10 protein-coding genes and 1 pseudogene are annotated in these 12,242 nt (G+C 63.1%); 8 read left to right on the forward strand and 3 right to left on the reverse strand.

Going from position 1 to position 12,242, the window contains the following annotated elements; translation table 11 throughout:
* Together LD110_RS16160 and glgC are read left to right on the forward strand one after the other, a co-directional pair.
* Positions 1-671, forward strand: a pseudogene (locus tag LD110_RS16160) (DUF3417 domain-containing protein); the annotation flags it as partial.
* Positions 672-753: 82 nt separating this feature from the next.
* Positions 754-2,100: a glucose-1-phosphate adenylyltransferase gene (glgC, locus tag LD110_RS16165; RefSeq protein WP_308012452.1), complete on the forward strand. Its 1,347-nt coding sequence runs from the start codon at positions 754-756 to the stop codon at positions 2,098-2,100.
* A 75-nt stretch (positions 2,101-2,175) separates the two neighbouring features.
* Here the strand turns inward: glgC and LD110_RS16170 are convergent, their stop codons facing one another.
* On the reverse strand, positions 2,176-3,174 hold the full coding sequence (locus LD110_RS16170; RefSeq protein WP_225499875.1) for a LacI family DNA-binding transcriptional regulator: 999 nt from the start codon (positions 3,172-3,174) through the stop codon (positions 2,176-2,178).
* Between the two features lie 126 nt (positions 3,175-3,300).
* On the opposite strand from LD110_RS16170, the gene LD110_RS16175 reads away from it, so the two are divergent.
* The 6 genes from LD110_RS16175 (at position 3,301) to LD110_RS16200 (ending at position 9,493) form a co-directional block, all read left to right on the forward strand.
* On the forward strand, positions 3,301-4,440 hold the full coding sequence (locus tag LD110_RS16175) for a Gfo/Idh/MocA family oxidoreductase (RefSeq protein ID WP_225499878.1): 1,140 nt from the start codon (positions 3,301-3,303) through the stop codon (positions 4,438-4,440).
* The gene (locus tag LD110_RS16180; protein ID WP_225499880.1) at positions 4,437-5,228 is read left to right on the forward strand and encodes a TIM barrel protein; all 792 of its coding nucleotides are present in this window, start codon (positions 4,437-4,439) and stop codon (positions 5,226-5,228) included. The genes LD110_RS16175 and LD110_RS16180 overlap by 4 nt, the downstream gene beginning before the upstream one ends.
* Before the next feature lie 153 nt (positions 5,229-5,381).
* Positions 5,382-6,377, forward strand: coding sequence for a substrate-binding domain-containing protein (locus tag LD110_RS16185; RefSeq protein ID WP_225500287.1), 996 nt, complete (start codon positions 5,382-5,384; stop codon positions 6,375-6,377).
* Between the two features lie 29 nt (positions 6,378-6,406).
* Positions 6,407-7,456 carry an ABC transporter permease gene (locus LD110_RS16190; protein WP_225499882.1) on the forward strand — a complete coding sequence of 350 codons (1,050 nt, stop codon included), beginning with the start codon at positions 6,407-6,409 and terminating at the stop codon, positions 7,454-7,456.
* Positions 7,457-7,469: 13 nt separating this feature from the next.
* A complete protein-coding gene (locus LD110_RS16195; protein WP_225499904.1) occupies positions 7,470-8,399 on the forward strand; it encodes an ATP-binding cassette domain-containing protein in 930 nt (309 codons plus the stop codon).
* A 56-nt stretch (positions 8,400-8,455) separates the two neighbouring features.
* Entirely contained in the window at positions 8,456-9,493 is a 1,038-nt protein-coding gene (locus tag LD110_RS16200; protein ID WP_225499907.1) for a Gfo/Idh/MocA family oxidoreductase, read from the forward strand.
* A gap of 467 nt (positions 9,494-9,960) precedes the next feature.
* Here LD110_RS16200 and LD110_RS16205 read toward each other — a convergent pair whose 3' ends face one another.
* Together LD110_RS16205 and LD110_RS16210 are read right to left on the reverse strand one after the other, a co-directional pair.
* Positions 9,961-10,956: a Gfo/Idh/MocA family oxidoreductase gene (locus LD110_RS16205; RefSeq protein ID WP_225499909.1), complete on the reverse strand. Its 996-nt coding sequence runs from the start codon at positions 10,954-10,956 to the stop codon at positions 9,961-9,963.
* 25 nt (positions 10,957-10,981) lie between these two features.
* The gene (locus LD110_RS16210) at positions 10,982-12,181 is read right to left on the reverse strand and encodes a Gfo/Idh/MocA family protein (protein ID WP_225499911.1); all 1,200 of its coding nucleotides are present in this window, start codon (positions 12,179-12,181) and stop codon (positions 10,982-10,984) included.
* Between the last annotated feature and the right edge of the window lie 61 nt (positions 12,182-12,242).

Below are 12,242 nucleotides of genomic sequence, written 5' to 3' on the forward strand. Positions count from 1 at the left end.
CGGCCGAACGCGACGACATCGAAGCCGCCGCCCTGTACGAACTGCTCGAAACCCAGGTAGCCCCCCGGTTCTACGGCAGCACTGTTTCGCAGAGCGCGGGTGCTGCGGGGCCGTCACAGTCCGTCCAGGAATCCGTGCCTACCCACTGGGTGTCCATGATCAAGCACACCCTTTCCCACCTCGGCCCGGCAGTCTCTGCCGAACGCATGCTGAAGGACTACGTGGGTATCTTGTACAGCCCCGCGGCAGTGTCCGGACGGCAGGCGAGCGAGGAATCGTTCAAGGTGGCCAAGGAGCTGGCGGCATGGGCTTCCAAGGTCCGCGAGGCCTGGCCCGAGCTGCTGGTGGAGCACGTGGACTCCGTGGGTGTCTCCGAGGAACCCCAGGTGGGCGACTCCCTGCAGGTCAACGCCTACGTCGCCCTGCACACCCTCACCCCGGAGGACGTCACGGTGGAAGTTGCCTACGGCAAGGCCCAGGACGGTGACGAGCTCGAGAACGTTGAGCTGGTGGAGCTCTCGGAAACAGAAGACTTGGATAACGGGCGCTTCCTGTTTACCGGATCGATCGTGATCGACCGCCCGGGCTCCTTCGGCTACACCGTCCGGGTGTTCCCGAAGCATCCCGCGCTGGCGACCAAAGCCGAACTAGGCCTCATCGTCAACGCCTAAAAGCCAGCCGCCCCCGTTGGGCCCCTCTGGCGGGGGCGGCTTCCAATCCGTGCATACTGTCTAGCAACGCCAACACGAGGAAGTGAGGATGGCCGTGAAGAAGAAGAAGAAGGTTTTGGCGATAGTCCTGGCCGGCGGAGAAGGGAAGCGGCTGATGCCGCTCACCGGAGACCGCGCAAAACCCGCGGTACCGTTCGCGGGAGGCTACCGGCTCATTGATTTCGCCTTGTCCAACCTGACCAATTCCGGCTTCTGGCAGATCGTCGTCCTCACGCAATACAAATCACACAGCCTGGACCGCCACATCTCGGAAACCTGGCGGATGTCTGCCCAGTTGGGCAACTACGTCGCGTCGGTGCCTGCCCAGCAAAGGGTCAGCAAGAGCTGGTTCCTGGGCAGCGCTAACGCGATTTACCAGTCGCTCAACCTGATCCATGACGCCCAACCCGATATCGTCGTCGTTGTTGGGGCCGACCACGTTTACCGCATGGACTTCGAGCAAATGGTGGCCAGCCACGTTGCGTCCGGCGCCAAGGCGACGGTGGCCGGAGTCCGGCAACCGCTATCAATGGCCCACCAGTTTGGCGTCATCGAAGTTGAGCAAGCAGACCCCGCGGGAAGCGCCTCAGGGAACGGCACAAGCAGGATCGCCGCCTTTGTGGAGAAACCGCCCACAACCCGGGGCCTGGCCGACGATCCCCAGCAATTCCTGGCGTCCATGGGGAACTACGTCTTCGACGCCGACGCGCTGGAAGCAGCCCTGGAGCGCGACGCCCTGCGCGGGGACACCAAGCATGACATGGGCGGCGACATCATTCCCTACTTCGTGGACCGTGGCGAGGCCTTTGTCTACGACTTCACCAGTAACGACGTCCCGGGTGGCACTGAACGGGACCGCAACTACTGGCGTGACGTAGGCACCATCGAATCGTACTTCGAAGCGCATATGGACCTGATCTCGCCAACGCCGATCTTCAACCTCTACAACTCCGAGTGGCCCATCTACACCCGGCAGAGTGCGTCCCCGCCAGCCAAGATGGTCCGCGGCGTGAACGGGGCTGTGGGCACGGCAGTGGATTCGGTAGTGTCCAGCGGTGTCATTGTCTCCGGCGGGTTCGTGGAGAACTCCGTTTTGTCCCACGACGTCTTCATCGCAAGCGGCGCCCGGGTCACCGATTCGGTTCTGCTGGACAACGTCAGGGTGGGGGAGGGCGCCATCGTGAGGCGCGCAATCCTGGACAAGAATGTCTCCGTTCCACCCGGGGCCACTATTGGCCTTGACCCGGACCATGATCGGCGGCGCGGCTTCGCTGTCACGGACTCCGGAATTACGGTGTTGAGCAAGGGCCAATTCATACCGCCCGCGGACCGACACGACCGGGAATTCGCGCGCTTGGCGTTGGGTGCGCCCGAATCTGTCAATGTGTAGCGGTCCAGGCCCCGAGGCAACTGAATTCCTCGCGACTAAATTCCTTGCGGCTTAATTCATTGCGGCGCCGGCGGTTCACGGATTCGTGGCCGCCGGCGCCGTCGTTGTGCGGACAACCAAGTGCGGCGTCCGGATAACGTGCGACGGCGGCTGCTCGCCTTCCAGCCGTCCAACGGCGACGTCGACGGCGGCCTCCGCCAGTAGCGGCGCGTCCTGGCTTACCGACGTGAGTTGAACGTAACTCAGCCTGGCGAATTGGCTGTCGTCGTAGCCGACTACGGATACGTCTGCTGGTACGCGCAGTCCCGCTGCCCGCAGGCCTTCCATAACGCCCAAGGCGGTCCGGTCATTAAAGGCGACCACCGCCGTCGGGCATTCCGCCCTCAATAGTTCACAGGCGCGCAGGCCGTCCTCTTCATAAGGTCCGCCTGGGATGACCCGCGGCTCAAGGCCCCTGCGTTCCATCTCCCTGTTGAATTCCGCGCGGCGGGGAGCGGCAGAAACGGCGGTGCCGCCGTCGACATGCACGATCTTTTGGTGCCCCAAAGCGGCGAGGTGCTCGACGGCGAGCCTTATGCCTGCGTGGTCGTCGCTGCTGACCGAGTCCACAGCTTGGCCGACGTCGTCGCGCAGCAGGCTCACCACCGGGACACGCCTAGCGTAACCGGTCAGTTCGTCTTCCTTCAGGGTGGGCGAAATCAGGATGAGCGCCTCGCAGCCGAGATCCAGGAGCGATTGCACACCGCTGGCCTCTGACCTTCCACTGGTTACGGCGCTGAGGGCGATGTCATAGCCCCGACTTTCAGCCCCTCCGTAGGCGGCATCCACCAGTTCCGCATGGAAGGGGTGTGAGATGGAGAAGCTGACCCCCAGGAGCTTGGTGCGCGAGCTTCGGAGCAACCGCGCCCTGCTGTCCGGCCGGTAGCCGAGCTGCTCCGCGGCCTCCAGGACTTTCTGTCGCGTGGATTCCGAGGCCCCCGGTGCGCCGCGCATCACGATGGACACCAGTGCACGGGACACTCCGGCTGCCGCTGCCACGTCCATCAGGGTGGGGCGGCGATGCTGTTCGGCCATGGTCCTCCCTCAAGTAGCTCCAAGAAATCAGTGTATAGAACGATCTAGACTACGAGCCTTAGGCATGCCAATATTGGGGTGACTAGAACGATCTAGATTCCCCAATCCACTGCCCAAGGAGCAACTATGACTTATCGACAGCATCCGGTCGCAGAGAACCGGCCGGTTCGGGTCGCCGCGATCGGTGCGGGCTGGATCGGCAATTTCCACGCCGAGTCCATTTCCCGCCGCATCCCCGGAGCCCGCCTGGAAGCCATTGCCGATCCGGCGATTCCCGCCGTTGAGGCCCTTGCTGGCCACCTGGGGGTCACAAAAATCACCGCGGATCCGCAGGATGTGCTGGATGACCCCGACGTTGATGCCGTCCTGATCTCGACCCCCGTCCGGTTCCATTCGCAGCTCACCGAAGCCGCGGCCCGGGCCGGCAAGGATGTCTTTTGCGAAAAGCCGGGTGCTCGCACTATCGAGGAAATCGATGGCGCCATTCAGGCCGCGGAGGCTGCCGGCGTCGTTCTTCAATTTGGGTTCAACCGCCGTTACGCAGCAGACTTTGCCGCCGCGCGGCAGTTGATCGACGACGGTGCCGTGGGAGTTCCGCAGCTCCTGCGCTCCCTGACGCGGGACCCGGGAACCGCGGCGGGCCTGGCTCATCCGGAGCGGATCGCACCGGGGACAATTTTCCTGGAGACGCTGATCCATGACTTCGACACCCTCAACTGGCTGAATCCAGGAGCGGTTCCGGTCAAGGTCCACGCGGTGGCCGACGCGCTCGTGGCGCCGCAAGCCAAGGCTGGCGGGCTCTTGGACACTGCCGTGGTGACAGTGACCTACAACAATGGGGCTGTCGCCGTGGCCGAAGCGAACTTCAATGCACTCTATGGTTACGACGTTCGCGGGGAAGTCTTCGGCTCGGCCGGGATGGTCACCGCGGGCGGCCCGCAGGCTTCAAGCGCCACGAGTTATACCGCCGCCGGGATCGGGTCGGAAACGGTCCGTCTCAATGTGGATTTGTTCCACGATGCATACACGTTGGAACTGGAACGATTCGTGGAAGCAGTGAAGGCCCGGCGTGATGGGCTACCTGTTTCCGGCCCAGCAGCTCCCGGCGGCGCAGATGCACGGAACGCCCTCGCCGTGGCCTTGGCTGCGTGGCTTTCCGCGGATACCGGGCTACCCGTTGACGTTGATTCGATTGCTGAGCTGCGGCCGGCGGAAGCGGGTATTCAGGGGCTTCGCGCGCTCAATGTTGCCGGTGCGGGAGCATGAGCTTCCGCCTGGCCGTCTGTGCGGAGATGGTCTACGGAGAATTGCCTCTTGTTGAGCGGGTGCGCCGAATTCACGAACAGGGTTTCGAGGTGGAGCTTTGGGGTACGCGGGGGCGCGACATAGCCTCCCTTGCTGCCTCGGGGGCCCGTTTTTCCTCCATGAGTGGGTACTTCGGCGGCAGCCTCATCGATCCCGACAATGCGCACGAAGTTGTGGCCTCCGCTGAGAAGCTCATCCCGACGGCGCTCGAGCTGGGCGTGGAGCGGATGGTGGTTCACCCGGCGGAGTTGGGCGAGGGGGGCAGGGCTGTCACGCCCCGGCGCCGGTCAACGGGGACCATGTGGCTCACGGGACTGCGCACCCTGGAGCAGCTCGGGGCGTTGGGGGAGAGGCATGGAGTGACCTTTGCGCTGGAGAACTTGAACACGGTCCTGGATCACCCGGGCATTCCGTTGGCGAGGGCCAAGGACACCCTGGCCCTGGTGTCCGCCGTTGATCATCCGAATGTGAGGATGATGCTGGATCTCTATCACGCGCAGCTGGGGGAGGGGAACCTCATCGAGCTCTGCCGGGCTGCGATGCCGTGGATTGGTGAAATCCAGGTGGCTGACGTGCCCGGACGCTTCGAACCCGGCACTGGGGAGATCAACTATTCGGCCGTTGCAGCAGCGTTGGAAAGTGCTGGATATTCCGGTGTTATCGGGATGGAGGCCGAGGCATCTGGAGGAGCTGGCGTTCAGGCCGGCGATCGTGCCCTGAGTGCCTTCAGGGCGGCCTTCGCGGACTGAAATCAGCGGTCCGAATTCGGCCATTTCGTCATTACATACTAATGTCAGGACAAAGTATTGACATGCGTGATTTAAGTCACGATGATCTGAGTATTGGGAAATTCCGGTGCCCCGGAGAAGCGGGCCGGAAGCCTAAATCAAAGGAGATTGATGGTGAAGAAGTTTTCCTGGCGTAAAGCGGCCTTGGTGGCAGCTGTTGTTCCGATGGTGGCCCTGAGCGCGTGTTCGGCGCAGGGAGGAAGGCCCACTGACTCGGGCAACGCGGCAGGCGGCGGCCAGGTGGCCAACACCCAGCGCATCAAGGTTGCCCTCATCACCCACGCTGCTGCAGGTGACACGTTCTGGGATATCGTCCGGAAGGGAGCCGAGGAAGCTGCGGCCAAAGACAACGTCGAACTGCTTTACACGAATGACCCCGAGGCCGGCCGCCAGGCACAGCTCGTCCAGCAGGCTATTGACCAGAAAGTCGATGGCATCGCGGTAACCCTGGCCACGCCGGACGCCCTCAAAGACGTCCTGAAGAAGGCATCCGACGCTGGGATCCCCGTAGTGAGCCTCAATGCCGGGGAGGATGTCTCGGCCAAGCTTGGAGCTTTCACCCACTTCGGCTCGAACGAAAAGCTCGCGGGTGAGGCCGTGGGTGCCAAACTGGCTGAGCAGGGCTTCAAGCACCCGATCTGCGTGATCCAGCAGCAGGGACACGTGGGACTTGAAAACCGCTGTGGCGGCGTCAAGGCCAAAGTGCCCGGCTCGGAGACCCTTTACGTTGACGGCAAGGACATGACCTCGGTGCAGTCCACCGCAACGGCGAAGCTCCAGGCCTCCAAGGACGCCGATGTCATCATCGGCCTGGGTGCCCCGATCACCCTCACCCTGCTGAAGTCCGTCAAGGACGCAGGGAGTTCGTCCAAGGTGGCCAGCTTCGACTTGAACGCAGAGTTGGCCCAGAAGATTGTTGACGGTTCCGTCATCTTTACCGTCGACCAGCAGCCTTGGCTCCAGGGCTATATGTCCGTGGACGCGCTCTGGCAGAGCAAGCGCGGAGGCTTCAAGCTTGGCGGCGGCCAGCCTGTCCTGACCGGTCCGACAATTGTCGACAAGAACAACGCCAACGACGTCCTCAAGTTCGCCCAGCAGGGCGTCCGCTAGGACGCAGGCCATCCAGGTTGGAGTTTTCCATGACGCATACAGCAACTGCACCCGCCTCAACGGCGTTGGATGAACGGATCGGACGGCGTAGCCCGTTCCAGAAGCTCCTGGGCCGCCCCGAAGTGGGCGCGCTCGTTGGAGCGGTGGTCCTCTTTCTATTCTTTTCCCTTGTTTCCGCCACTTTCCTCCAGCCCAACGCCTTCGCGACCGTCCTGTACGGATCCTCCACGATCGGCATCATGGCTGTGGGAGTGTCGCTATTGATGATTGGCGGCGAGTTCGACCTCTCCACCGGTGTTGCCGTGATCTCCTCGGCCCTGACGGCATCGCTGACGGCATGGTATTTCTCGCTGAACGCCTGGGTCGGCGTCGCGCTGGCCCTGGTGGTTTCACTGGGCATTGGCTTCATCAACGGTTGGATCCTGGTCAAGACCAAGCTCCCGAGCTTCATCGTGACCCTGGCAACCTTCCTAATGCTGACCGGCCTCAACCTGGCACTGACCCGCCTCATTGGCGGAAGCGTTTCGTCGCCATCCATCGCCAGGCTTGACGGTTTCGATTCAGCCCGTGCGGTGTTCGCCTCCTCGGTGAGCATCGGCGGCGTCGAGGTCAAGATCACCGTGTTCTTCTGGGTTCTGCTCGTTGCCATAGCCTCCTGGATTTTGTTGCGGACACGGGTGGGTAACTGGATTTTCGCTGTGGGCGGTGACGCCAATGCTGCGCGTGCGGTGGGTGTTCCGGTGACAAAGACCAAGATCGGTTTGTTTATGGCTGTGGGCTTCTGTGGCTGGATCTTGGGCATGCACAACCTATTCGCCTTCGACGCCGTGCAGTCCGGTGAAGGTGTGGGCAATGAGTTCCTGTACATCATCGCGGCGGTGATCGGCGGCTGCCTGCTGACGGGTGGTTACGGTTCGGCCGTGGGTGGCGCGATTGGTGCGTTCATCTTTGGGATGGCGAACAAGGGCATCGTGTATGCGCAGTGGAATCCGGACTGGTTCAAGTTCTTCCTGGGCCTGATGCTGCTGCTGGCCACCATCGTGAATCTGATCGTCAAGCGGCGCGCGGAACTGAAATAGGGGACTGATGATCATGAATGCTCAACAAATAGACCAGCAGACCTTGCTGAAGGATGAGAAGGATCCGCTGACTCACACCCCGGTGCACCTGCTGTCGCTGGAGAACGTGGGGAAGCATTACGGGAACATCATCGCGTTGCGGGATGTAACCATGGCGGTGGATAACGGCCGGGTGACCTGCGTGCTGGGGGACAATGGCGCGGGCAAGTCCACGCTTATCAAAATCATCGCGGGCCTGCACCAGCATGACGAGGGCACGTTCAGGATCATGGGCGAGGAGCGTAAGCTCTCCAGCCCGCGCGAGGCCCTGGACTCGGGGATCGCGGCGGTGTACCAGGACCTGGCGGTGGTGTCCTTGATGCCAATCTGGCGGAACTTCTTCCTCGGTTCGGAACTGACCACCGGGGCCGGCCCGTTCAAGCGCATGGACGTGGCCCGGATGAAGGAGATCACCAAGAAGGAACTGGCGGACATGGGTATCGACCTGCGCGACGTAGAGCAGCCCATCGGGCAGCTTTCCGGCGGTGAGCGCCAGTGCGTGGCGATCGCCCGTGCGGTGTACTTCGGCGCGAAGGTGCTGATCCTGGACGAGCCCACGGCTGCGCTGGGCGTGAAGCAGTCCGGGGTGGTGCTGCGGTACATCCTGCAGGCCCGCGACCGCGGCTTGGGGGTCATCTTCATCACGCACAACCCGCACCACGCCTTCCCAGTGGGGGACAGGTTCCTGCTGCTCAAACGCGGCCGCTCGATCGGCTACTACGAGAAGAAGGACATCACGCTCGAGGAACTCACCGCGCAGATGGCCGGCGGCGCCGAACTGGCCGAACTTGCCCACGAACTCGAACAACTCGGCGGTCACGCGGAAGCCCTCAATGAAGTCAAAACCGAGGCCGCGGCCGTGGCTGAAGTCGCTCCGGAGGACACCACGGTGGTCCGCGACTAGAACGCGCTGACCATCTTTGTCAGAGGATTCGCGAGTTGGCAGGAAAGAGGTACCGCATGAAGGAAACAGTTCTCGGCCTGGTTGGTGTTGGGCGCATCGGCGTGATGCACGCCCGGAACATCGTGGCGCTCAACGATTCGCTGGGACGGGACGGCATCCACGTTCGACTCAAACTGACGGACGTCGCCGCGCAGCACGCTGCGGCTTTGGCCACAGACCTGGGCGCCGAGTTTGTGCCCACGGTGGACGGGCTGCTGGCCTCGGGAATCGACGGGCTGGTGATTGCCACCGGCACGGCCACCCACCCGGAACTCATCACGAAGGGAGTCGACGCCGGACTGCCGGTCTTCTGCGAGAAGCCTGTTGCAGTTAATGTGCAGGAGTCCCTGCCGGTCCTCGACTACATCAACGAGAAGGGCGGCACGGTGCAGATCGGGCACCAGAGGCGATTCGACGCCGGATACCTGGAAGCCAAGCGCGCCTACGACGCCGGAGAACTCGGCTGGATCCACTCATTGAGGGCGGTTACCTGCGACATGACCCCGCCGCCAGTGGAGTTCCTCGCAACGTCGGGCGGCCTCTTCCGCGACTGCTCGGTGCACGACTTCGACATCCTGCGCTGGCTCACCGGCCGCGAGATCGTGGAGGTCTACGCCAAGGGCTCCAACAACGGTGACCCCGCCATAGGCGCCGTGGGCGACGTCGACACGGCGCTTGCGGTGGTGACGTTCGACGACGGCACAGTAGGCACTGTGTCGGCCAGCCGCTACAACGGGGCCGGGCATGATGTCCGGTTGGAGCTGCAGGGCTCGGCGGGTTCCGTCATGGTGGGCATGGACGAGCAAATGGCCATGTCTTCCGCGGAACAGTTAGTGGAATTCCCCTCCGGAGATCCGCACAAGACGTTCGCGGAGCGCTTTGACCAGGCTTACCGATCGGAAATGGCAGCCTTCGTGGAAGTAGTGCTCGGCAACCGCAAGAACCCTTGCACGCCAGAGGATGCGGTGGCGGCATCACGGGTCGCCGATGCCGCCCAGGAGTCGCTTGAAGCAGGCGCTCCGGTCCGGGTCGCCCTTCCCGCAGTCCGCTCCTAATGTCCAGCGTGTCCAGGCCCTAGCGCAAAATGCCCAGGGCCTGGACCGCTGACAAGAGACCTTGCGGCCAGGGCTTGCCGATGTCTGGATTGGGCGTAGTCACGGATGGTATTTGCCGCGATGCCCGCAGCAGCGGCATAGGCTGCAGCGGGTAGCATCGCGTTCGACTTTCCACGCTAGTCAGAAATTGCCGCCCGACTCGTATGCGCAAGCGTAAACCTGCATAAAGAGCCCCCCAAGATGTCACGGAAGAACACGAAACACGTGATGCCGCATTTTTGGTCAACGTTAATAACAAAAACCGTCGATCAAATTGACAACCCTTTACTGGGAGTAGATTACTACTGGGCAGAGGCGGAATCAATGAAAATCCTGGCGATCCCTGCGGCCAGGGCGGAGCGCACCAAACTGTGCGCCCGCCGCAGAGATCGCCACGGCGAGGCGTCAAATGAGTGACGAAGTGCCGGTCAGTAGTGGATCGTCTCCGACTTTCCGCTGTGAAGGGAGAGCGCCGCGGCCTCGGCGATGGCCTGCGCCTTCAGGCCGTCCTCGAGAGACGGCGTGAGCGGCGCTCCGTTCTCCAGCGCTGAAACGAAGTGGGCGAGGGCCGCTGCATAGGTGGGCTGAACTCGTTCGAACCAACCGGAGTGGAGGCCGTCGTCGATGACTTGGCCGTGCCGGTAGCGGGACACCGAACCGCTACGCTGCCTGCGGGCCTCCGCCATGCCCTCGGAGCCAAAGACCTCGATCCGTTCGTCGTATCCGTACCCCGTGCGGCGGGTGCTGTCGATCTGCACCAGCCCGCCACCGGGGAGCAGCAGCGTGACTACAGAGGTGTCGACGTCGTCGTAGTCTGCCAATTTGGGTTCCGCCAAAGCGGAACCGATGGCGAAAACTTCCACGGGGTCCAGGTCGCTCAGCCAACGGGCGAGGTCGAAAAAGTGCACAGTTTGGTCACGCATCTGGCCGCCGGAGCTGGCGATGTAGGACAGCGGCGGCATGGACGGACCGCGCGTGGACATTTGGACGAGTTCAATCTGGCCCACCCCACCCGCGTCCACGATGCGCTTCAGCTCGGCATAATCGCGGTCGAAACGGCGGTTGAAGTCCATCATCACAGGATTTCCGTGCTGTGCCGCCACCGCTGCGACGTCCCGGGCCTGGCGGAGGTCCAGGTCGATCGGTTTCTCGCAGAGAACGGCCATGCCGGCCCCAGCTGCGCGGCGAAGATGCTCGGCGTGAGTGTCAGTAGAGGAGGCTATGAAGACGGCGTCGACGGAGGTGCCGTCGAAGACCTCCTCAAGGTTCGACGTCGGCCGGGCACCGTGGCCGGCTGCCAGCACCTGTGCGCGGCTGTGGTCGACGTCGTAGACAAGCTGGAAGTCAATGCCGGGATGCGCCGCAAGGTTGGCGGCGTGGACGGAGCCGATGAACCCGGCGCCGATGAGGGCAAAGCGTGGCATGGTTAGGGACTGCTTTCTGTCGAATCTACTGCGAGAGCGATGCGGACTGGGTGAGCGCCGTGGCGCTGCCTGGGACCGTCCATGCAGAGTCGTTGTCATGGGAAGCCGCGACGGCCTCCACGAACTGGACGCCGATTAGTCCGTCCACGCCGGTGGGGAAGCTGAGATCGCGTTCCGGAACCGGTGTGCCGTCGCGGCGTGCCCGCAGAACCTCGGCGAGGTCGCGGTAGAAGTTGGCGAAGGCCTCAAGGAAACCTTCCGGATGTCCCAAGCCGACGCGAGTGAGGCGAGTGGCGTCGTCGGACAGAGTGCTCAGGCCGTGAGTGAGCACAGTGGTGGCGCCCGCCAGGTCCTGGACTTTGAGGTGGTGGGGGTCCTCGTGCTGCCACTCGAAGCTTCCTTCGCTGCCGTACACCCGAATGCGCAGGCCGTGGTTGTGTCCGGTAGCGGCCATGCCGGCCCACAGCCGGGCCGGCACATTGCCGGTGAGCTCCAGCTCCACGGTTGAGTGGTCGAAGACGCGACGCCCAGGGACCAGCGTCTGGAGGCGGCCGCTGAGCCGCACGGCTTCAAGGCCCGTGATGTAGCGGAGGAGGTGATAGGCGTGCGTTCCGAGGTCACCGACAACGCTGGGGAAGCCCGCAATATCCGGGTTCGTGCGCCATTTGGCCTGCTTGTGGCCTGAGAGTTCAAGCGGCGTGGCCGCCCAGCCCGAAGCGTGTTCCACGTCCACGAAGAGGATGGTTCCCAGCTTGCCGTCGCGCGCCATGCGCGCAGCGTGGCGAACCATGGCGTAGGCGGAGTAGCAGTGGGGAACGGCCAGGACGGCGTTGCGTTCACCGGCAATCCGCACCAGTTCAGCCGCTGTTTCTGAGTCCTGAGTGAGTGGCTTCTCACAGACAACCGAGATGCCGGCCTCAAGGAAGGCGCGGGCGATCTCGAAGTGGCTGTCGTTGGGCGTTGCAACCACCACCACATCCACAGCGTCCGGTCGCGCTGCCTCCCGTTCGGCCATTTCCCGGAAGTCGGAGTACACGCGGTCTTCAGGCACGCCCAGTTTGGCTGCGAACTCCGCGGATGCCTGCGGATTTCGGCCGAACACACCGGCCTGCAGTTCGAAGAGATCGTCCAGCTGCATGGCATGGCGATGCGTCCTGCCGATGTCCGCGCCCAAGCCACCTCCAACCATTCCGGCCACGAGCCGTCGAGCATGCGGTGCAGTCATAAGTACCCTCCATTGGGTCATTTGGAATTTTCTTGGACCGGTCCATAATGGGGTTTGGGGT

This window comes from Arthrobacter sp. M4, from assembly GCF_020251205.1.
Lineage (GTDB): Bacteria > Actinomycetota > Actinomycetes > Actinomycetales > Micrococcaceae > Arthrobacter.